General features: G+C 72.4%; 15 protein-coding genes and 1 pseudogene. 13 read left to right on the top strand and 3 right to left on the bottom strand.

The annotated features are described in order from the left end of the window. The first annotated feature begins 88 nt into the window (after positions 1–88). The 6 genes from IE257_RS18300 (at position 89) to IE257_RS18275 (ending at position 4,920) form a co-directional block, all read left to right on the top strand. Positions 89–946 carry a CAP domain-containing protein gene (locus tag IE257_RS18300; RefSeq protein ID WP_189969865.1) on the top strand — a complete coding sequence of 286 codons (858 nt, stop codon included), beginning with the start codon at positions 89–91 and terminating at the stop codon, positions 944–946. A 251-nt stretch (positions 947–1,197) separates the two neighbouring features. Further along, positions 1,198–1,764 (top strand): hypothetical protein, encoded by a 567-nt coding sequence (locus IE257_RS38425; protein WP_229920475.1) that lies wholly within the window; start codon positions 1,198–1,200, stop codon positions 1,762–1,764. A 321-nt stretch (positions 1,765–2,085) separates the two neighbouring features. After that, a complete protein-coding gene (locus IE257_RS18290; RefSeq protein ID WP_189969863.1) occupies positions 2,086–2,850 on the top strand; it encodes a thioredoxin family protein in 765 nt (254 codons plus the stop codon). After that, positions 2,838–3,482: a TlpA family protein disulfide reductase gene (locus IE257_RS18285; RefSeq protein ID WP_229920474.1), complete on the top strand. Its 645-nt coding sequence runs from the start codon at positions 2,838–2,840 to the stop codon at positions 3,480–3,482. The genes IE257_RS18290 and IE257_RS18285 overlap by 13 nt, the downstream gene beginning before the upstream one ends. Beyond that, positions 3,479–4,252, top strand: a complete 774-nt coding sequence (locus IE257_RS18280) for a cytochrome c biogenesis CcdA family protein (RefSeq protein WP_189969861.1) — start codon at positions 3,479–3,481, stop codon at positions 4,250–4,252. Before IE257_RS18285 ends, IE257_RS18280 begins: the two co-directional genes overlap by 4 nt. A gap of 98 nt (positions 4,253–4,350) precedes the next feature. After that, entirely contained in the window at positions 4,351–4,920 is a 570-nt protein-coding gene (locus IE257_RS18275) for a hypothetical protein (RefSeq protein WP_189969859.1), read from the top strand. 24 nt (positions 4,921–4,944) lie between these two features. On the opposite strand, the gene IE257_RS18270 is transcribed toward IE257_RS18275, so the two are convergent. Beyond that, positions 4,945–6,546 (bottom strand): IS1634 family transposase, encoded by a 1,602-nt coding sequence (locus IE257_RS18270; protein WP_189969857.1) that lies wholly within the window; start codon positions 6,544–6,546, stop codon positions 4,945–4,947. Positions 6,547–6,736: 190 nt separating this feature from the next. Here IE257_RS18270 and IE257_RS18265 point away from each other — a divergent pair, with 190 nt between their 5' ends. After that, positions 6,737–7,468: a response regulator transcription factor gene (locus IE257_RS18265; protein WP_189969855.1), complete on the top strand. Its 732-nt coding sequence runs from the start codon at positions 6,737–6,739 to the stop codon at positions 7,466–7,468. Continuing rightward, entirely contained in the window at positions 7,465–8,883 is a 1,419-nt protein-coding gene (locus IE257_RS18260) for a sensor histidine kinase (RefSeq protein WP_189969853.1), read from the top strand. Before IE257_RS18265 ends, IE257_RS18260 begins: the two co-directional genes overlap by 4 nt. Before the next feature lie 46 nt (positions 8,884–8,929). On the opposite strand, the gene IE257_RS18255 is transcribed toward IE257_RS18260, so the two are convergent. Next, a complete protein-coding gene (locus IE257_RS18255) occupies positions 8,930–9,667 on the bottom strand; it encodes an SAM-dependent methyltransferase (protein ID WP_189969851.1) in 738 nt (245 codons plus the stop codon). A gap of 507 nt (positions 9,668–10,174) precedes the next feature. Between IE257_RS18255 and IE257_RS18250 the strand changes: the two genes are divergently transcribed. Both IE257_RS18250 and IE257_RS18245 read left to right on the top strand, forming a co-directional pair. Continuing rightward, positions 10,175–10,882 (top strand): hypothetical protein, encoded by a 708-nt coding sequence (locus IE257_RS18250; protein WP_229920473.1) that lies wholly within the window; start codon positions 10,175–10,177, stop codon positions 10,880–10,882. Positions 10,883–11,024: 142 nt separating this feature from the next. Beyond that, on the top strand, positions 11,025–11,438 hold the full coding sequence (locus IE257_RS18245) for an SsgA family sporulation/cell division regulator (protein WP_189969849.1): 414 nt from the start codon (positions 11,025–11,027) through the stop codon (positions 11,436–11,438). A gap of 93 nt (positions 11,439–11,531) precedes the next feature. Here IE257_RS18245 and IE257_RS39615 read toward each other — a convergent pair. Further along, a pseudogene (locus tag IE257_RS39615) lies at positions 11,532–11,889 on the bottom strand (hypothetical protein); the annotation flags it as partial. 82 nt (positions 11,890–11,971) lie between these two features. On the opposite strand from IE257_RS39615, the gene IE257_RS18240 reads away from it, so the two are divergent. From IE257_RS18240 to IE257_RS18230, 3 genes are all read left to right on the top strand, one after another. Beyond that, a complete protein-coding gene (locus IE257_RS18240; protein ID WP_189969847.1) occupies positions 11,972–12,463 on the top strand; it encodes an RICIN domain-containing protein in 492 nt (163 codons plus the stop codon). A 1,223-nt stretch (positions 12,464–13,686) separates the two neighbouring features. Next, positions 13,687–22,083 carry a non-ribosomal peptide synthetase gene (locus IE257_RS18235; protein WP_189969845.1) on the top strand — a complete coding sequence of 2,799 codons (8,397 nt, stop codon included), beginning with the start codon at positions 13,687–13,689 and terminating at the stop codon, positions 22,081–22,083. A 4-nt stretch (positions 22,084–22,087) separates the two neighbouring features. Further along, positions 22,088–22,288 (top strand): MbtH family protein, encoded by a 201-nt coding sequence (locus tag IE257_RS18230; RefSeq protein WP_189969843.1) that lies wholly within the window; start codon positions 22,088–22,090, stop codon positions 22,286–22,288. Positions 22,289–22,386: the final 98 nt, after the last annotated feature.

Raw genomic sequence — 22,386 nt, 5'->3', positions numbered from 1 at the left:
GTACCCCTTCGACGGGCTGTTTTTACTGATCATCGCCCTAGGCTCGGTCACACCCCACCCCCCTTCCCTCTGTGAGGTGCTACCAGGCATGAGCAGCCGAACTCCCGGAACGCCGTCCCGCGTCGAGGCGCGGCGGAAGAAGACGGTGCGCACGCGCATCGTGCTGTCCCTCACCGCGGCCGCCGCGGCCGTGGCGGTCGGCGTCGCCGTGGCCGACTCCGACGGTGCCGCCCAGGTGGACCAGCGGGCCGACGGCGCCACCGGGTCGAAGTCCGGGACGCCGGCTCCCGGGGGCACGGCCGGGACGGCCGACCCCACCGCTCCGAGTGCCGAGATCACCGCCGACGCCGCGGCCGCGACGGGCTCCCTGCCGCCCGAGACGCCCGCCGCCGACGCCACGCAGTCCGCCGCTCCCGAGAAGAGCGCGGCAGAGGGGGGCGCCCCGGCCAAGTCGACCCCGGCGAGCAAGCCCCCGCGTACGTCCGGAGGCTCCACCGGCGGCGGTTCGGGCTCGTCCGGCGGGTCCACCGGCGGCTCGTCCGGTGGCTCCGGCAGCTCCTCCGGCGACTCGGAGTCCGCGGTCCTCGCCCTGGTCAACAAGGAGCGGTCCGCGGCCGGCTGCGGCCCCGTGACCATGAACGCCAAGCTGAACGCCGCGGCGCGCGGGTACAGCGACACCATGGCCCGCAGCGGCGTCATGTCCCACACCGGACCCGACGGGTCCACCATGACCACCCGCGTGGAGGCGGCCGGATACGCGTGGTCCCGCCTCGGCGAGAACATAGCCCGCGGGCAGTCGGACGCCGACGCGGTGATGAAGGCGTGGATGAACAGCTCCGGTCACCGCGCCAACATCCTCAACTGCGACTTCCGGGAGATCGGCATAGGCGTCCACAAGGGCGACGGCGGCCCGTGGTGGACGCAGAACTTCGGGGCGCCGAGGTAGGCGGCCTGCCGAACGCCCGGCACCCGGCACCCGGCACCGGCCCCGAACACCGGCGCCTCCCGCCCGGCGCCGACCGCTCGGGTGAGCCCGCGCGGGTGCGCCCGCGCCCTGCCGCGCACGTCCTCCGACCCGTACCCGGGTCAGGAGGACGTCCGTGTTTGTGCCCGTGTGGGTGCCCGTGGCACCCCCGAGGCGCGACCCTGCGGGGGAGGAGGTGACGCCCGGCCCGGCCCGTCGGACACTATGGGGCCGTGCCTCGATTTCCGCGCTACCTGTTCATATGGCTGTCGTGCACGGCCACCAGCGTGACCGCCGTGCTCGCCACGGTCCAGTTCGTGGTCGGCTCCACCAGCCATACGCCCCCGGTGGCCCGGTCCGCCCCCCTGGTCTTCGACTCCCCGCCGGCGTGGCCGGCGGTGCAGGACCCCTCGCCGGGGACGCCGTCCCCGTCCGCCTCCGCGTCCCCGAGCGCCTCGCCGAGCGCGACCGACCGGCCGACCCCCTCGGCTTCCCCCTCCCCGTCCGCGAAGCCCTCGGGAGCCGCCCGGACCACCGCACCCAAACCCGATGTCGACTGCGAGGACGGCGGACCCGGCCTGCACACCGTCCCCTCGCAGGGCGGCAAGGCCACGGTGCGGTACGGCAGCCGCGGCGTGTGCCTGATCTCCGCCGTCCCCAGCCGCGGCTTCAAGGCCACCACGTCACAGACCGACGACGACACCCTGACGGTCACGTTCAGCGGCGCGAACCACCGATCGGTGATCACCGCGACGATCGACCCGGTGGCCAAGGCGAGCGTGCGGGAGTCCTCGTTCTGACAGGCCGGGCGAAGCGGCGTGCCCGCTTCGCCCGGTCCGCACCACTCGGTACCTCCCCGGCCCCTTCAGGGGATTTGCCTCCCTGTATGCGCTCATCGGACGGGTCCCGGCGAAGCGGAAGGTGAGCTCTTCCTTAGGGGAACCTCAAGATCGCGCCGAGCCGGTTCGGACGGCCCGGCACGGTCCTATGCTCACCTCAGCCGAGCGGCCTTCGGCGCCCGGGCAGTGCGCCCCGGCGAACCGCTGGACCGCCGGCTTCACCGAATCGGGGGGCCTGCCGCCCTTCCCGTAGCTCTCACCGTGCCTTGGGGTGCCTTCGCCATGACTTCTCGCATGCTCCGACCCGTCCGTACCGGCCGCCACGCTCAGCCCCGCTCCGCCGCGTTCCTGAAGGCGCGGCTGCCGCTCGTCACCGCGGCCGTGGTCGCGGCGGGTCTGTGCGCCGCCTGCGGGGCGTCGTCCACCCAGACCGTCGGTTCCGCCTCGCCGGCCTCGGCCGGACAGTCCGCGCAGGCCTCCGAGTCGGCCACGCCGTCCACCGCCGCATCCACCGAAGGCTCCCCGAGCGCCCCGGCCTCGCCGTCGGCGTCCGCCAGTACGGCGCCCAGCTCCTCGCCGACCCCCTCCCGGGCCCGCAGCAGTTCGGCCGCTCCCAAGCCCGCCCGTACGTCCGCCGCACCCGCGCCGGCCCGGATCCCCGGCCCCGGCTACGACAGTTCGGCCGACGCGCAGAAGCTGATCGACGCGGCGCTGAGCGCGGCCAAGGCCGACGGCCGGATGGTGCTGCTCGACTTCGGGGCCAACTGGTGCGGCAACTGCAAGGCCGCAGACAAGGTGTTCGCCCAGTCGCAGACGGCAGCGATCCTCGGAGCCTCGTACCACCTCGTCAAGATCGACATCGGCGGCAACAGTTCCGCCAACTCCGCGCTCCTGCGCAAGTACAGCCCCTCGGGCGGCAGCTACAAGATGCCCGTCCTGATCGTCGTCGACTCGTCCGGCAAGGTGCGCACCGACACCCACGCCACCGGCAACCCCGCCCTGACCGCGGAGGGGATCAACGCCTTCCTGCGCAAGTGGGCCTCGTGAGAGTCCGGGGCCCGCGCCGGGTCGGGGTGCGTACGGCGGCCCTGGCCGGAGCCGGCCTCGCCGTGGCGGCGGCCGGCTGCGTCTTCGCCGCCCTGGGCACGGTCGCCGCCGACGGCAGCCGGGCCGAGGCGGCGGCCGGGCCGGTGACCGCGGTCCGGTCCGCGGCCGAGGCCACGGTCATCGACCCCGCCGCCCGGCCGGCCGCGCCCGAACTGTCCGGCGACGACCTGAACGGGAAGCCGCTCGGAACGGCCGGCCTGCGGGGGCATGTCGTCGTCCTCAACATCTGGGGGTCCTGGTGCGCTCCCTGCCGGGCGGAGGCCGACGACCTGGACCGCCTCGACCGGCAGACCCGGGACGCCGGGGTCCGGTTCCTCGGGATCAACACCCGCGACCCGGACCGCGCGGCGGCGCGCGCCTTCGTCCGCGCGCACGGCCTCGGTTTCCCCAGCCTCCACGACCCCACCGGTGCGCTCCTGCTCCGCTTCCCTCCCGCGCTGCTCAACCCGCAGGCCGTCCCCTCGACCCTCGTGATCGACCGACAGGGACGCATCGCCGTCAGCATCGGCGGCGCGGTCACCGAGGACGAACTGGGGCCCCTGCTCACCCACGTGATGGAGGAGGCGCCGTGACGGCGGGCGCGGCGCTCGCCGCCGACACCCCGGCTCTCCTTCACGGGGCCCTGGCCATCGCCGCCCCGGTGGCGTTCCTGGCGGGGCTCGTCTCCTTCCTCTCACCGTGCGTACTGCCCCTCGTTCCGGGCTACCTCAGCTACGTGACCAGCCTGTCGGTCTCCGACCTGGCGGAGGCGAGCGGTGGGCGCCGCAGCCGGATGGCGGCCGGCGCGCTGCTGTTCGTCCTCGGCTTCACGGCGGTCCTCGTCTCCGGCGGGGCCCTGTTCGGCTACTTCGGCCGCACCCTGCTGGCCCACCAGGAGGTGGTCACCCGGGTGCTCGGTGTCTTCACCGTGCTGATGGGGCTGTCCTTCATGGGCTTCCTGCCGGGCTTCACCCAACGGGAGTTCCGCAGCCACCGGCGTCCCGTGCTCGGACTGGCCGGAGCCCCCCTGCTGGGCGCGGTGTTCGCGGTCGGCTGGACCCCGTGCATCGGTCCGACGCTTGCCGCCGTACAGGCCCTGGCCTGGAGCGAGGCCAGCGCGGCCCGTGGAGCCCTGCTGATGGCCGCGTACTGTCTGGGCCTGGGACTGCCCTTCGTCCTGGCCGCACTGGCGTTCCGGCGGGCCCTGGGCGCCTTCGGCCTGGTCAAACGGCACTACGCGTGGGTCCTGCGGATCGGCGGCGGCATGCTCGTGCTCGTCGGCGTTCTGCTGGCCACCGGCGTGTGGAACGACCTGGTGTACCGGCTGCAGTTGTGGAGCGCGGACTTCACCACCGCCGTGTGAACGGGCCGGGCCCCGAAGCCCGGGAAATCGCCTGACCTCCTCTCCCCTCTCCCTTCTCCTCTCCCCTTCTCCCCGACACAAGAGACACAGAGACGCAGATGAACCTCTCCCCGCGTACGAAGCATTCCCGGAAGGCCCGGACGGCGGTCGCCCTCCTCTGCCTGGCCGCGCTCACGGCATGCGGCGAGCAGTCCGCCGAGGGCTCCGCCGCCGCGCCGCCGCCCACGAGCAACTTCAGCGAGAACGGGGTCACCGTCACGCTCTCCGTGACCGACTGGCACGCCCCGAACGGCACCCTGACCGCGGTCTTCACCCCCGAGGAGAAGGGCTTCCACCTCTACAGCACCGAACTGCCCCTCACCGGGATAGAAGGCGTGGGCCGACCGACCGCGGTGGCCGTCACCGGCGCCCTCAAGGCCGACGGGAAGCTGACGGCCGCCGCCGACGTACGCACCATCAGCGTGCCCGGCGTCGACGCCCCGGTCCCCGTCTACCCCGACGGCCCCGTCACCACCACCCTGCCCATCCGCGCCGACGGCAACGGGGACGCGACGGTCCTGCTCGGTTACGCGAGCTGCAGCACGGAGCAGGGCTGCACCATTCCGGTCGCCGACCGCCCCGTACACCTGCGGATCACCGACGACGGCCCGACCTTCGCCGCCCACTAGACCCGTACTTCGCGGGTGACCGTTTCAGGTCTGTGGCCAGCGGGTTTGTGTGATGTCGGTGTCCAGTAGGTCGAGGAGGTGGAGTTGGACGCCGCGGTTGATCTGGACGGTTGGCGGGTCGGTGACGTTGCCGATCCGCAGGGTGAGTTCGCCGAGGTGGTGGAGGATCATCCGGCCGGTGGGGCGGACCCGGCGGTTGTCGGGATAGAGGCCGGCCATGGTCTCGTCGGGGCCCAGAGCGCGTCTGACCTGCCGCTCGATCAGGCAGAAGACCAGCAGGGCCAGGCAGATGACCTGGATCAGCGCGGCGACGCGCCGGTTGTGCTGCACGAAGACCGGTGCGACCGCGAGGGGGCCCTTGAAGTCGTGGTAACGCCGTTCGACCGCACCCTGGCCCTTGTAATGGATCAGCACCTGGGCCGGTCCGGCCTTCTGGGCCGGGACGCTGGTGATGAGCGCGTACCAGCCGTCGGCGGCCGCTTCGGCCTTCAGCACGCCCTGGTCGAAGTGCCAGGCCAGGCCGGGGATGCCGTGCTCGTCCTCGGTGATCTGCCAGCGCAGGCACGAGGCGACGCGGCGTTTGGCCGTGACGACGCCGATCCGGGCGACGATCTTCTCCCGGGTCTTGTAGTGGCGTCCGCCCGCTGCGGCGGTGAGCTTGTCGAGGTCTTCGGCGGCCTTGGCCAGTCGTTTGGCCCGGGCCGCCTGCTGGCCGGCCGCAACGGCGGTGGAGTGGACCAGGATCCGGCGCACGGTCAGCGACGGGTCGCTCCTGCGGCGGCCGGTCAACGTGTGAAGGTCCTCCAGAACCCGGTATGTCTCCCGTTCCGCCTCCGGTTTCCTCTCGTCCCGCTCGGGCACCCAGTCGACGGGCTCGGCCCGCTCAGGGTCCAGGGCCGCGTAGACGTCGTCCTTGATCTGTGCGGCCGGGACGGGCGCGATGAACTCCACCCCGGCCTGAAGGAGGGCGGTGATGTTGGAGTAGGACACCAGCTTGGAGTCGGCGACCATCAAGAACTCGTGGGTGCCGGCCATCGCTTTGAGGTCGTTCATCGCCCCGACGACCTGGCCGACCTCGGCCGCGGCGCCGCTGAAGACCCGGGAGTGCACGGGGATACCGCCGTCGGCGGACACCGCGATCCCGGCCTGGACCTGTTTCAGATCCAGGCGCCGGTCCTTGGGATGCCCGTTGCAGCCGATGAGCGGATACCGCTCGTCCTGGCCCCCGGCGGGGAAGGCGCCGTGGACGGACATGCTGGTCATGTCCCAGTGCAGCCGGGAGACGTCGATCCCGAACTCGGTGATCGCCCGGGCACCGACCGTGCCCGCGATGACCTCCAGCCTCGGGGCGATCGCGTCCAGCGCGCGGGCCAGACGATCGTCGTTGAGCAGGTCCGGCGTGATGCCGAAGACTTCCTCCACCGCCCAGGTGCGGGCCCAGTCCCCGACCCTCACCAGTGGTGCGGGCGAGGTCAGCCGGTTGGCCACCAGCGCCTCGATGACCTGCCCGTGCGTCAGATGCGCGCTCGCGCCGCCCGGACACACCTCATCGACGATCCCGGCCACGTCCAGCCGGCGCAGAAACTCGGCAGCGACAGGCAGAGCGCCCAGACGCTTCTCCACCACGGACGTCACCACGCACTCAAGGCGCTGGCGCTGGGACCGTGGCCGCGGGGACCGGGAAGTCATCGACACACCCGGACCAACGTCACACCACCGGTCCGGGACACTCCCGGACCGGTCACACCATACGAATCAACGACCCGCGAAGTACGGGACTAGAAGGGTGCCGGGACCGAACCCCTAAGGTGTGCCCATGCCCAGCGTCCTCGTCGTGGAAGACGACCCCAGCATCCGCCAGTCACTCATCGAGGTCCTGGCGGAGCACGGGTATGCCGTACGCAGCGTGGGCGACGGCTTCGGCGCCCTGCGCGAGGTCACCCAGACACCCGTCGACGCCGTGGTCCTCGACCTGGGGCTGCCCGATCTGGACGGGGGAGACGCACTGCGCATGATCCGGGGCATATCCTCCGTTCCCGTACTCGTGGCCACCGCCCGCGACGACGAGACCGAAATCATCAAGCTCCTCAACGCGGGCGCCGACGACTACCTGGTCAAACCCTTCTCCGGGGGACAGCTCATCGCACGCCTCTCCGCCGTCCTGCGCCGCACCAGCCATGTGCCGCCCCCCGGCGCCGCCCATGCCGGGCCCGGGGCGCGGCCGGCGCCCACCGCCGAACCGCTGCGCGCCACCACGGTCGGCGAGCTCGCGGTGGACCCCGGCGCGCGCACCGCGTACCTGGCAGGCCGGGAGCTCCACCTCACCCGGCGGGAGTTCGACCTCCTGGCCTTCCTCGCCCACCACACGGGCCAGGTCGTCTCCAAACGCCGCCTGCTGACCGAGGTCTGGCGCGAGCCGTACGTGGACGACCAGACCGTCGACGTGCACCTGTCCTCATTGCGCCGCAAGCTCGGCGAACGCGCGGCCGCCCCGCGCTACCTGCTGACCGTGCGCGGCGTCGGCATCAAGCTGGTGGCCCCCCGGTGAGACGCTCACTGGCCGGAGTGGCGCTCGCCGTGACCTCCATGGTCGCCCTCTCCTTCCTCATACCCCTCGGGGCCCTGGTGATGTCGCTGGTCAAGGAGCAGAGCGTCACCGCGGCCGAACAGCGCGCCGCAGCCCTGGCCCCCGTCCTCACGCTCACCACGGATCCGTCCGCGCTGCGGGAATCCGCCGCCGGCCTGGACGAGTCCGATCACCTGGTCGTCCATCTGCCGGACGCCCAGACCCTCGGCGACACCCAGGCCCCCGCGAAGCTGCTCGAACGGGCCCAGCAGGGACGCGAGTCCATCTCCCAGAAGACCCCCGGCGGATGGATCTGCCTGCAACCCGTGGTGCTCCCCGGCGACCGGGTCGCCGTCATCGAGAACTTCGTCCCCGACGAGGAACTGACCCGCGGGGTTCGCGCCTCCTGGGCTGTCATGCTGCTGCTCGCGGTCGGTCTCGTCGGAGGCTCCGTACTGGTCGCCGACCGGCTCGGCGCGAAGGTCGTCCGGTCCTCCAAGAAGCTCGCCCAGGCCTCGCACACCCTGGGGCAGGGCAATCTGGACACCCGGGTGGAACCCATGGGCCCCAAGGAACTGCGCGACGCCGGCGTCGCCTTCAACGCCATGGCCCACCGGATGACGGAACTCCTCGCCATCGAGCGCGAACTGGTGGCCGACCTGTCCCATCGGCTGCGCACCCCGCTGACCGCCCTGCACCTGGCGTCGGAGCGGATGGCCGGGACACCGGAGTCGGCCAGGGTGGAGGCGGCGGTGCACGCGCTGGAGACGGAACTCCAGGCCATCATCGCGGCGGCCCGGACACCGCTCGCCGTGGGGCCCATGGGCCACGGCCTGCGCAGCGTGGAACCGAGTGCGCCGCAGCAGGCGGCCGGGCCGGAGCCGTCCGACGGCTGCCGCTCCGAGATCGCCGACATCGTCCGGCGCCGGACGGCCTTCTGGGCGGTCCTCGCCGAACAGCAGGACCGGCCCTGCGCCCTGGAGATCACCCAGGAACCCACCGGCGTCGGCCTCAGCGACGACGACATCGCCGCGGTGGTGGACGCGCTGATCGGCAACGTCTTCAGCCACACCCCGCCCGGTACCGCGTTCGGCGTCCGTGTGGTCCGTACCGCGCAGGCCGTGGAGCTGATCGTGGAGGACTCCGGGCCGGGCATTCCGGAACCGGACCGGGCGCTGTCGCGGGGGAGCAGCACCGGTTCCTCGGGGCTGGGCCTCGACATCGCCCGCAGGGCCGCGGCCGTCACCGGCGGCTCGATGCGCATCGGGCACGGACCGCGGGGCGGCGCGCACATCACCGTGGTGTTCGCGCTCGCGCCGTCCCTGCTGCCCGGGCGCGGGCGCGGGCCGCGCGGCTCGCGGCGGCGGACCGGATGGTGGCCGCCGCGTAAGCGCTGACCCCCGCGGGCGCCCGCCGCCCGCTGCTGCGCCCGGGACGCCCGGGTCAGCCCGAGGTCGGCCGCAGCACGAGGGTGAGGAAGCCGAAGCTGTCCCGGTAGGAGTGCAGCCATTCCGTGCGCCGGGCGGTGGCCGTCGCGAGCGCCTCGGCCGCGTCCGGATCGCCGGGCCGGTCGAGCGCCCACGAGGCGAGCGAGCCCCAGCAGGCCCACTCGTAGTCGTCCAGCTCACGGCGGGAGCTGACGTGGCCGTGGACCGGAGTCCAGCCGTCGGCGACGACGCGGTCCACGGTGGTCGCGAGGTCGTCGAGCTCGCCGAAGAGTTCGAACGCCTCCGGGGAGGGCGTGCGGTCCCAGAAGCCGTCACCGATCAGCACGCGGCCGCCGGGAGCCAGGTGCTTGCGGGCCGCCGCAAGGGTCGGCAGCAGACCGCCGAAGGCGTGGGTGGCACCGACGCTGAGCACCAGGTCGAAGGACTGCGCGGGGACGAAGTCGGCGGCCTCCTGCTGGTGCAGGACGAGGCGCGCGCGGACGCCGAGCCGGTCCGCCGACCGGCCGGCCAGCTCCAGGGCCTGCTCGGAGACGTCCACGCCCTCGGCATGCAGGCTCGGGTGCGCGGCCAGGGCGCGCAGCAGCCATTCCGCGCTGCCGCAGCCGAGGTCGAGCACCCGCTCGTCGCCGCGCGGGGCGCCGTGGTCGAGCAGTCGGCGTACCGAGTCGTCGTCGAGCGGGGCCTTGATGGGGTGGCCGGCGTGGGCGATCCCGGAGATCTGTTCGCGGTTCATTCGGGCAGCTTCGCAACCCCGGGGGCCGCGCGCACCTGATTTCCGTCCGGCTACCGAACACGCCGCACCGGCCGGCAATAGGTGGCCCGGCTCCTGCCCGGCCGGTCACGGTCGGTTCATGGGCGTTGCACGGGTGCTGCGTTGCCGCACGTACCGGATGATCATTCGCTCGACGGCTCGAAGAGCGACCGGACGGTTTCGGTAGCCAGGTCGCGCAGGACTCCGCGCCGCGAGGGCCTGCCAGTCCAACGAGCCGCCGGGGCAAGAGGAACGGTCGGTGCGCGGCGCCGGGCGCTGTCCTGCGGGTCGGGATCCGCCTATCCTCACTCGTGATCCGGCACGGTGACACGAAGGGCGGAGATGAGTGCAGAGGGCAGCGGCGGCCGAACGCCGTGGAATGCGTACGGAGATGGGCAGCCGCCCGTCTTTTCGGGGCGGCCCCCGGCCGGTGCGGCTCCGGCTCCGGGGCGACGGTTGACCTTCGGGCGGCTGTTCAATCCGATCGCCGTGGGACGCGCGGTGTTCACGCCGTCCCGGCCGGACCGTGTGCACGACCCGCTGGTGAGGAGGGTCCAGGTCCTGCGCACGGTCATCGGACTGGCCGCCCTCACTTGGATGCTGCTCTCCTACAAGGTGGCGCCGGACGCCGACGCCGTCGTGGACGACCGCTTCGCCCAGATCCGCACCACGCTCATCGTGCTGGCGGTGACTTTCCCGGTCGCCGTCGCCGTGTTCGTCGCGGCGGCCCGCCCGCCGCAGCGGCGCGTGTTCCTGCGGCGGGCGGCCAAGCCCGCCGGGGCGCTGCTCGCGCTGGTCGTCACGCTCGCTGTCCCGCGGCTGGTCACCGGGCTCGGCTACGTGAACGAAGAGACGGACTGGACGTCCTCCGGGGCGCGGGTGGCTCTGCTGTTCGCCCTGGGCGCCTTCCTGTTGTGGCTCGCGCCCTTCGCCCTGTACGGCATCGGTCAGTCACTGGTCCACGTCTTCCGAACGGCCGACCTGCATGAGACGGTCCCGCCCCTGCTCGCGTCGCTCCTCGTATGGGAAGTGGCCCTCTTCGACGTGATCCGGGGTGCCTACGACGGAGTGCCGTTCGCCGTCCGGCTGGCTTTCATCCTCGGTGCACCCCTGTCCGTCACCGCCGTGGCGATGTGGGAGCTGCGGCGGCTGCGCACGCGGCACGGCATCACCCTGCGGGGCGCGCTGCTGCGCTGACCCGTCCCGGCACACACGCCGAACCGGAGGATCGCCACCTCCGGAGACCGGGCCGTCCCACCTTCCACCGGATGGAGCAGTGTGGGCTCCGCCGTGCCTGGGCATCCGCGGGCAGCCGCCCGCGATCCAGGAGGTCCTCGCCATGCCAACCGTGTCCGCCCTCACCTACGTTCACCTTCTGACGGACGACGGCGGCCGCATGCCGCTGCGTGCGCACTTCTTCTACAGCCCCGTGGATCCGTATGCGGTGAGAGCGGAGTTCTTCGACCGGAGGACCGCTGTGGAAGGTTGGCACTTCGACCGCCAGATGATGGCCGACGGCATGCAACGCCGAGTAGGCGAGGGAGACGTCGGCTTCCGTCCGCAGTGGAACGGAACCACCGGCGAGGTGCGCATGGATCTGCGCGACCGAGCGGCAGCCGGTCGCCGGAGCGCGGTGCTCTGCGTGAGTGCCGAGGCCCTTGCCTGCTTTCTGGAACGGACGTACGCGGTCACCCCGGCGGGGGCCGAAGTCGTCGATCTCGACGCGGTCCTGGAGAACCTGCTGGCGCGGTGAACGGCCCGGGCGGCCGCCGATCCGGGCGGCCGGTGACCCGCCCGGACGGCACGAAGCGGCAGATGCCGAGGCGTGCCTCTGGCGGTTGTCCCGGTCGAGGCGGAGGACGGCGACGTGGTCGGTGTGGCGGCCGGCGTTCAGGGTCTGTGTCTCCCTGATGAGGCGATCGGCGAGTGCGAGCAGTGCTTCGATTTCCAGGCGGCCGGCGGTGGTGCCGTTGTGTCCTTCGGTGTGGAGGGTCGGGGCACAGGACGGAGGGAGCGGGAGGGTCGTCGCCTGTCAGTTCTCCAGTCCTGGGGTGATGCCCAGGGCGATGACGTGTGCGGCGCGCAGTTCGTGGGTGCCTTCGTCCGTGTCCGCTGACGTCGCCGATGACGGCGTGCAGCAGACCGTCGTCGCTTTCGACGAGGTCGAGGAAGTCACCGCGGAGGATGGCGCGTTCGGTGCCGGGCGGGGGAAGGGGAGACTAGGGTCAATTGCCGTATCAGTATGATCAACTGCTGTATTGGCTCGGCCTATCAAGGGGGAACTCAATGTCCACACTCAAGCGTTTCATTGGCCTCGGCGGCACTCTCGTCACTGCGCTCACACTTGCTGTCGTACCCACACCGGCCTCCGCCGGCACCGTCTTCGACGACTTCCGCAACGCCAACAGCGGCAAGTGCCTCGAGGTCGCCGATTGGAGCACCGCCAACGGTGCCCCCGTACGCCAGTGGGACTGCTCCGGCGGCAACAACCAGAAGTGGACCTGGAACTCCGAGACCCTCACCATGGTGAACCGTCACAGCGGCAAGTGCCTGGAGATCGCCGACTGGAGCATGGCTGACGGTGCGCCCGCTCGGCAGTGGGACTGCTCCGGCGGCAACAACCAGAAGTGGAACTGGATGCTGCAGCCGGGCGGCTACGTTCAAATGGTCGTCTCGCACAGTGGCAAGTCCCTCGAAGTCATCGACTGGAGCACCGCGAATGGTGCTGCCGTACGCCAGTGGAGCGGCACCTCCGGCGCAAACCAGCGGTGGTACTGACCTGTTACGCGACCCCGGCATGAGATGGCGGCGTTCGGCTCGTTGACACAGCGGCGCCACGCCCTCAGGGCACCACAGCCGCCGGGGGCCATCCCCGGGCTCGGCAACACCCCGGGGAACGCTCGACATTTCCGTGCAGCGGCGCCCGCCGAGCGAGCCTCCCGCGTGGCATCCCGGCCGCTCCCCGGCGCGCGAACTGCGCCACACACCCTGCGTTCGGCGTAAGCGCGGCGCGTTCGGACGGAATCCGTGCAGCCAGCCTGCCAGCCCAACTCGGCTCACCCCAGTGCGGACCAGTGCGGACCAGTGCGGACCGGTCCTGACGGCTCGGTCCGCACTGGGGTTCGCTCACCGTCTACCACCCCACGCCCGGGTCGGACGCTGTGCCCGGACGTGCAAAGGGAAAGGGCCCCGCCTCCGTTCGGTGAGGCTGCTTCGTGTGGAGCTGGCTCAGTCTCTACGCCTCTGTGCGCACGGACGTATTCAACGTCGACACCCTCCAGGGCGGGGCACTCCCCGCGCCTCACTGGCATAAGTGGCCCCGGAGTTCGGCCCCGCTCCGCCGGCCGATCCACTTCAGCGACACCCTGGACGTCGCCGACGCCGCCCCCTTCGCCGGCGTCTGCGAGCTCGTTCCGAAGACTGGCCACGTAGGGCACGAGGTCCATGTCCCCAGGATGACGAACACACGGCGCCACCGGCCGTCAATCCGGCGCCACGGTTGCCAAGGATCTCAAAGTCTCAGTTCAGGGCGTGTGTCACGGTTGCGTCATCCTGCGTTGACCGGCGCGCCACGCTCCTGTCCGCCATCGCCCCCGAGACGCGGTCCCCGTGCGCGGCTACCTCGCCCGGCGACCGCCTGCAGCCCGTTCGTCTCGTCGGCGACCGCTTCCCCGCCCACCGGGAACCGGACCGCAGGCCCGTCCGGCGCGTGACCGACGGCGGGGCAGCGGCCCAGGAATAAGGGCGGGGTAGGGGTATCTGCCCCCTAGGGCGGCCCTCTTAGCCTGCGGAAAGCCCTCGGCCGCCCCGCACTTGGAGGCAACCGACGCCAAGGACCCACCTGGAGCAGCACACGCCGCGAAAGAACACGCTCCCCACCCGCAACGTACCGTCCGGCGCCCCGGACGACCGCACTCCGACGCGCGCCACCGCCACGTCCGGCCGCGCCCGTTCTCCCGGAAGGACCGCCCATGACTCCGACCGCACCGCACGCTGCCCGCATGCCCTTGTCGGCAGCCCAACACGAGGTGTGGTTGGCCCAACAGGTGGACCCGGAGAGCCGCCGCTACCGGATCGCCGAGTACCTCGAGATCAGCGGTGACATCGACCCCGCCCTGTTCGAGACGGCCCTGCGCCGCGCCGTCGGCGAGGCCGAGGCCCTGCACGCACGGTTCTACGAGGACGCGGGGGTGCCGTGGCAGGTCACCAGCCCACGGACCGACTGGGACTTCCCGGTCCTCGACCTCAGCCGGGAAACGGACCCGCGGGCCGCTGCCGAGGCGTGGATGCGGACCGAGACGGACCGCCCGATGGATCCGGCGTCCGACCCCCTGTTCTCCTTCGCCCTCCTGCAACTGGGACCGCAGCGGTTCCTCTGGTACCAGGGCTACCACCACATCGTGGTCGACGCCTTCACCTGGGCCCTCTTCGCGCGCAGAGTGGCCGCCCTGTACACCTCCCTCGCCGACGCGGAACCCGCCGCCGAGAGCCCCTTCGGGGCGCTGAGCCTGATTCTGGACCGGGACGCCGCCTACCGGTCCTCCCCGCAGTACGCGCAGGACCGGACCTACTGGACGGACCGGCTGGCGGACCTGCCCGAACCGGTGCGCCTCGCCGACCGACCGAGCCTGCCCCCGACGGCACGGCTGGTCCATTCCGCCGTCCTGCCCGCCGACACGGAGGTCCGGCTGCGGGACGCGGCCCGCGAAAGCGGCGTACGCATGTCCGCCGTCCTGATCGCCGCCACCGCCGCCTACCTGCACCGCATGACCGGGGCCCACGAGGTCGTGCTGGGCCTGCCGCTGTCCACCCGTACCGATGCCGCCCTGCGCTCGGTCCCCGGAATGGCGGTCAACTCGCTGCCGCTGCGCTTGGGGGTACATCCGCGGACGACCGTCCTCGAACTGGCGCGGCAGGCGGCCGAAGAGGTCGGCCACGTGCTGCGACACCAGCGCTACCGGGTCGAGGACCTGGTCCGCGACCTCGGTCTGTCCGGCGGCGTCAACGACCTGATGGGCCCGCAGGTCAACATCATGTCCTTCGACTACGACCTGCGCTTCGCCGGCCGGCCCGCCGCCGCCCGGACCCTGTCGTCCGGCCCCGTCGAAGACCTCTCCGTCATGGTGTACGACCGCTCCGACGGCGCCGGCATCCGCATCGAGCTCGAGGCCAACGCGGACCTGTACGGGGCGGACGAGCTGAGTGCCCACCACGCGCGGCTGCTGCGCGTGGTCGAGGCCTTCGTCACCGATGCCGACCGGTCCATCGGCACCATCGCCCTGCTGACGGACGAGGACCTGCAGGACGTCCTGACCTCCTCGCGCGGAACGGCGCTCGACGTCCCCGAGGCGACGCTGCCCGAGCTGTTCGAGGCCCAGGTCGCCCAGGACCCGCAGGCCCTCGCGGTGATGTACGAGGACGAGTCCCTGACCTACGGCGAGCTGGACGCCGAGGCGAACCGCCTCGCCCGGCTGCTGGTGGCCGACGGGGTGGGACCCGAGCGGGTGGTGGCGCTGGCGCTGCCGCGCTCACCGCGACTGGTCGTCGCCATGCTCGCCGTACTGAAGGCCGGTGCGGCCTATTTGCCACTGGACCCGGACTACCCCGCCGACCGGCTCGCGTTCATGGTCGGCGACGCCGCCCCCACCGTGCTGCTCACCGCACATGGGCTGGAGAGCGCCGTCCCGGACGTGACCGTGCCGCGGATCGTCCTGGACGACCCGCTCACCCGCAAGTCCCTCATCGACCTCTCCGATCTGCCCCTCACGGACGCGGAGCGCTCCGCTCCGCTGTTGCCGTCCCACCCCGCCTACGTCATCTACACGTCGGGGTCGACCGGCCGGCCCAAGGGCGTCGTCGCCACCCACCGCGGCCTGCCCAACCTGGCGGTGGCGCAGATCGAGCGCTTCGCGGTGGAGGCGGGCAGCCGGGTGCTGCAGTTCGCCTCCACCAGCTTCGACGCCACCGTGTCCGAGGTGTGCACTACGCTGCTCGCCGGCGCGACCCTGGTCCTGGCCCACAGCGACCGGCTGCTGCCGGGCGAGCCGCTGACCGCCACCTGCGCCGAGTACGGCATCACCCACCTCACGCTGCCGCCGACCGCCCTGACCGTGATGCCCCGGGACGGTCTGCCGACTGGCATCACCCTGGTCGTCGCCGGCGAGGCGTGCCCGGCCGCCGTGGTCGAGACCTGGGCACCGGGCCGCAGGATGATCAACGCCTACGGGCCCACCGAGGTCAGCGTCTGCGCGACCATGTCCGACCCGCTCGCCGCAGACGCCGGCGCGCCTCCGATCGGCCGCCCGATCGCCCACACGGACACCCTCGTCCTGGACTCCAGTCTGCAACCGGTCGCCGACGGCGTGGCGGGCGAGCTGTACGTGGCCGGCCCCGGCCTGGCGCGCGGCTACCTCGGCCGCCCCGGACTCACTGCGCAGCGGTTCGTCGCCAACCCCTTCGGCCTGCCCGGCGAACGCATGTACCGCACCGGCGACGTGGTACGCCGCCGGGCGGACGGCCGGCTGGACTTCCTCGGCCGGGCCGACGACCAGGTCAAGATCCGCGGCTTCCGCATCGAACCCGGCGAGGTCGAGGCGACCCTGCTCGCCCACCCCGACGTGGCACAGGCCGTCGTGGTCGTCCGCGAGGACCAGCCCGGCAACAAACGCCTCATCGGCTACATCGTGCCCCGACCGGCGGCGGGCGACGGCTCCGACGCCGTCGCCTCCGCCGCCCTGGCCCGCGCGGTGCGTGAGTTCAACGCCGAGCGGATGCCGCGGCACGCGGTCGTGGACTCCGTCGTGGTGCTCGCGGCGCTGCCGGTGACCGCCAACGGCAAGCTCGACCACCGCGCCCTGCCCCTCCCGCACACCGCCACCCGCACCTCGCGGGCACCGCGCACCCCGGTCGAGCAGGTGCTGTGCGACCTGTACGCGCAGGTCCTGGGCGTCGAGGAGGTCGGAGCGGAAGACGACTTCTTCGAGCTGGGCGGCCACTCCCTGCTCGCCACCGGGCTGATCTCCCGGATCCGCACGACCCTGGGATACGAACTCCAGATGCGCACCCTCTTCAGGACGCGCACCCCCGCCCTGCTCGCCCGGGCCCTGGACCACGCCGAAGCGGTCCGTCCGCCGCTGCTCCCGCAGGCGCGGCCGGAGCGACTGCCGCTGTCGTTCGCGCAGCAGCGCCTGTGGTTCCTGAACCGCCTCCAGGGGCCCTCCGCGACGTACAACATCCCGCTGGCCGTACGCCTGACCGGTGACCTGGACGCCGACGCCCTCCGCGCGGCGCTGAGCGACGTGGTCACCCGCCACGAAGCGCTGCGCACCGTCTTCACCGAGCTGGACGGCGTACCCTGCCAGCGCGTCCTGGACGGTGCGGACGCCGTCCCCGAGCTCATCGTGGCGGAGCCCGCGGCCGAGGAACTGGACGCCGCCGTGACCGCGGCTGCCGGCCACGTCTTCGACCTCACCCGGGAAGTGCCGGTGCGCGCCTGGCTGTTCACGGCGGGACCGGCACAGCACGTCCTGGTCCTCGTGGTCCACCACATCGCCGCGGACGGCTGGTCGATGCGGCCGCTGTGGCGCGACCTTTCCACCGCCTACACGGCCCGCCGTGCCGACCGGGCACCGCGGTGGGAACCGCTGCCGGTGCAGTACGCCGACTACACCCTGTGGCAGCGTGAGGTCCTGGGTGACGCCCGGGACCCCGAGAGCCTCTGGTCCCGGCAGGTGACCCACTGGAAGCAGGCCCTGGCCGAGCTGCCCGAGCGCATAGAACTGCCCGCCGACCGCCCGCACCCCGAGCAGAGCTCCCACCGAGGCCGTGCCCTGCCGTTCCGCTGGGACGCCGCACTGCACGCGGCCGTGGTGGAACTGGCTCGCACCTGCCGGGCCAGCCCGTTCATGGTCGTCCACGCGGCACTGACCGCCCTGCTGTCCCGGCTGGGCGCGGGCGCCGACGTTCCCGTCGGCATCGGCATCGCGGGACGTACGGACCAGACCACCGAGGACCTCGTCGGGTTCTTCGTCAACACCCTGGTGCTGCGCGTCGACACCTCCGGACGGCCCACCTTCCGGGAACTGGTCGGCCGCGTACGGGACGAGAGCCTGCAGGCCTACGCGCACCAGGACCTCCCGTTCGAGAGCCTGGTCGACATCCTCAACCCCACCCGGACCCTCTCGCACCAGCCCCTGTTCCAGGTCGCCCTCGCCTGGCAGAACACGCCACAGGGACACCTGACCATCCCCGGCCTGCTGGCCGCGGTGGAGACCGTGGACACCGGCACCTCGAAGGTCGACCTGTCCTTCCACCTGACCGAGCGGCACGCGGGCGACCACACCCCGGCGGGCATCGAAGGCCTTCTGGAGTACAGCACCGACATCTTCGACCACGCCACCGCCGAGGCGCTCGCGCTGCGGCTGCGGCTCCTGCTCGAAGCGGCCGTCTCCGATGCCGACCGGACCACGGACGGAATCGAGCTGCTGACCGCCGAGGAGCACCGGGCGGTGCTGTCTGCCGGCACCGGAGCCGTCCGGGACGTGCCGCAGGCCGTATTCCCCCGGATGTTCGAGGACCGGGTCGCGAGCGACCCCGGGGCCGTGGCGCTGATGTACGCGGACGAGTCCATGACGTACGGCGAGCTGGACGCCGAGGCGAACCGTCTCGCCCGGCTGCTGGTGGCCGACGGGGTGGGACCGGAGCACCTGGTGGCGCTGGCCTTCCCCCGGTCACCGCGGCTTGTCATCGCCATCCTCGCCGTCCTGAAGGCCGGTGCGGCCTACCTGCCGCTCGACCCGGACTACCCCGCCGACCGGCTCGCTTTCATGCTCACGGACGCCGCCCCCACGCTGCTGCTCAGCGTCAGCGGGACCGCGGACGTTCTGCCGGACACCGGAGTCCGGCGGATCCTGCTGGACGACGCCCTCACCGTCGAAGCCGTCGCCGGTTCGTCCGACGCCGCCGTCACGGACGCGGAGCGCTCCGCGCCCCTGCTGCCGCGGCATCCCGCGTACGTCATCTACACCTCGGGGTCGACCGGCACGCCGAAGGGCGTCGTCGCCACCCACTTCGGGCTGCCCCACGTGACCGCGCTGCAGGTCGAGAGGTTCGGAGCACGCCCGGGGAGCCGGGTGCTGCAGTTCGCCTCCACCAGCTTCGACTCCGCCGTGTGGGAGCTGTGCTTCGCCCTGCTGTCGGGCGCGACGCTGGTCATGGCGCCCAGCGAACGGCTGCTGCCCGGCGAACCGCTGGCCGCCACGTGCGCCGCCTACGGAGTCACCCACCTCACCCTGCCGCCGACCTCGCTGGCGGCGATGCCCGCCGACGGCCTGCCGCTCGACGTCACCCTCATCGTGGCCGGCGAGGCGAGCACGGCCGGCCTCGTCGAGGCATGGGCGCCCGGCCGCAAGATGATCAACGGCTACGGGCCCACCGAAGCCACGGTGAGCGCCACCATGACCGACCCGCTCACCCCCGACGGGCAGAACCCGCCGATCGGGTACCCGATCGCCAACGCCCGCGTGTACGTGCTCGACGAGGGCCTGCAGCCGGTTCCGCAGGGCGTGCGGGGCGAGCTGTACGTCACCGGCCCCGGCCTGGCGCGCGGCTACCTCGGCCGCCCCGGACTGACCGCGCAGCGGTTCGTCGCCAACCCCTTCGGCCTGCCCGGCGAACGCATGTACCGCACCGGCGACGTGGTCCGCTGGCGCGCCGACGGACAGCTGGACTTCCTCGGCCGGGCCGACGACCAGATCAAGATCCGCGGCTACCGCGTCGAACTCGGCGAGGTGGAGTCGGCGCTGCTCGCCCACCCCGGCGTGTCGCAGGCCGCGGTGGTCGTCCGCGAGGACCAGCCCGGCAACAAGCGCCTCATCGGCTACGTCGTGCCCGCCGCACCGACGGACGACACCGAAGGACGGGAGAGCGGCGAGCACGTCGAGGAGTGGCGCGACATCTACGACGCGATCTACGAGCAGGACCCCGAGGTCGCGACCATCGGGGAGGACTTCGCCGGCTGGAACAGCAGCTATGACGGCGAGCCCATCGCGCTGGAGGAGATGCGCGAGTGGCGGCGGGTCACCGTCGAGCGCATCCACGAGCTCGGGGCGCGCCGGGCCCTGGAGATCGGCGTGGGCAGCGGACTGCTGCTCGCGCACGCCGCACCCCGGTGCGAGGCCTACTGGGGCACCGACATCTCCGCGCCGGTGATCGACCGCCTCGGCCGCCAGATCGGTGGCCACCCCGACCTGGCCGACCGGGTACGACTGAGCTGCCGGGCCGCTGACGACCTGTCCGGCCTGCCCTCCGGATACTTCGACACGATCGTCCTGAACTCGGTGATCCAGTACTTCCCGCACGCCGACTACCTGACCGGTGTGCTCCGCTCGGCGATGGAACTCCTCGCCCCCGGCGGCAGGATCCTCATCGGCGACGTGCGCAACCTGCGCCTGATCCGCACCCTGCGCACCGCAGTCCAGCTCCACCGCGCGTCCGCGACCGCCCAGCCGGCGGACGTGCGCCGGGCGGTCGAGCACGACCTGCTGCTGGAGAAGGAGCTGCTGGTCGCGCCCGAGTTCTTCGACTCCCTGGCCGACCGGCTGCCCGGCCTCGCCAGGGTGGACGTACGGCTCAAGCAGGGGCGCCACCACAACGAGCTGACCCGCCACCGCTACGACGCCGTGCTCCACAAGCACCCCCTCGAAGCCGGCGCACCGGTCGGGGGAGGAGCGTCCGTCCCCGCCCCCGCGCCCGAACCGCGCCTGTCCTGGGGCGAGGACGACGGCGGGCCGGGCACACTGGCAGGCCTGGAGGCCCTGCTGCGCGCCTCGTACCCGGACGGCGTGCGCGTGGGCGGCATCCCCAACCTGCGGCTCGCCGGTGAGGTGGCGGCGCTCCAGCTGATCGGCAACGGCGGCTCCGTGGCCGACGCCCGCCGGGCCCTCGACGAACCCGGTACGTCCGCGATCGACCCGGAGGCGGTGCGCCGGCTCGGCGAGGAGCTCGGTTACCGCACCGTCGTCACCTGGTCGCCGGCCGGCGACGGCAGCTTCGACGCGCGGTTCCACGCTCCCGGCCTGCCGGCGGACGGGGTCCCGGCGGACGGGGTCCCGGACCGTGCCGCGCGGCCCGCCCCGTTCGACGCGGCCCCGCTCGGGCCCCTCACCAACCACCCCGCGGCCTCTCAGCAGATCACCGCCCTGGGCGGGGCGGCGCGCGAGTTCGCCGGCGAGCGGCTGCCGCAGCACATGGTCCCCTCCGCCGTCGTGGTCCTTCCCGAACTGCCCGTCACGGCCAACGGGAAGCTCGACCGGCGCGCCCTGCCGGCGCCCGAGCCCGCCGCCGGTACTTCGCGGCCGCCGGTGACCCCGGTCGAGCAGGTGCTGTGCGACCTGTACGCGCAGGTACTGGGCGTACAGCTGGTCGGCGCCGAGGACGACTTCTTCGACCTCGGCGGGCACTCCCTGCTGGCGACCCGGCTGATCTCCCGGATCCGCGCCACGCTGGGCGCCGAACTCCAGATCCGCACCCTCTTCAAGGCCCCCACCCCGGCCGAACTCGCCCGGGCGCTCAACCAGTCCGACGCCGCGCGTCCCGCGCTCGACCTCGTGCTGCCCCTGCGGTCCCGGGGAGAGCGCCCGCCGCTGTTCTGCGCGCATCCCGCCGGCGGAATCGGCTGGCCCTACGCCGGGCTGCTGGGGCACCTCGGCCTGGACCGTCCCCTGTACGCCGTACAGGCGCGCAGGCTGACCGACCCGGAAGCGGTGCCGGGGTCGATGGAGGAGATGGCCGCCGACTACGTGCGGGAGATCCGCGCGATCCAGCCGTCCGGCCCCTACCACCTGCTCGGCTGGTCCTTCGGCGGCATGGTGGCCCACGCGATGGCCACCCGGCTGCGGGAGGAGGGCGAGGAGGTCGGCCTGCTGGTGCTGCTGGACACCTATGTCCGGGCCGAGGGAGTTCCCGCGGAAGAGCCCCAGGGAGGCGAACAGCAGATCTTCGGACTCCTGCTGGACGCCGCCGGCTACCGCCCCGAGGACGTGGAGGGCCAGGAGCTGACCCGCGACCTGGTGGTGGACCTGCTGCGCCGCAGTGACCTGCTGCCGCCGGAAATCCTCCGGGACGACGCCCTCAGCGCGATGGTGGAGACGTACACCCACAACATCGGCCTCCAGGCGAAGTTCACCCCGGGACGCTTCGACGGCGACCTCCTGCTGTTCACGGCCTCCCCCTCCGACACGGGGATGGACGTCACCCCGGAGCTCTGGCGCCCCTACGTCAGCGGCTCGATCTCCACCCACCCGATCATCGGCGAACACCACCACCTGATGCGGCCTCAGGCCCTGTCCCAACTCGGCCCGATCCTGCGCGACGCGCTCGACCAGACCTCCAGGAGCTGAACCAGTGAACAACCCCTTCGAAGACGACGACGCGACCTTCCACGTACTGGTCAACGACGAGGGCCAGCACTCGCTGTGGCCCGCCTTCGCCGACGTCCCGTCGGGCTGGACCGTTGCCCACCGAGCGGCCCCCCGCCCCGTCTGCCTCGCCTATGTCGAAACCCACTGGACCGACCTGCGCCCCACCTCGCTCACCGCAGCCTGACCGGAACGGCAGCGAAGCCGCCCGCCATCGGAACCCCCGCATGGCAGGCGGCTTCGCCGCAGGTGCGGCGGGGACCCCGGGCCGCCAGGAGACGGTGC

Source organism: Streptomyces avidinii (assembly GCF_014650695.1).
Taxonomy (GTDB): Bacteria; Actinomycetota; Actinomycetes; order Streptomycetales; family Streptomycetaceae; genus Streptomyces; species Streptomyces avidinii.
This window is presented reverse-complemented; position numbering and strand designations above follow the sequence as displayed.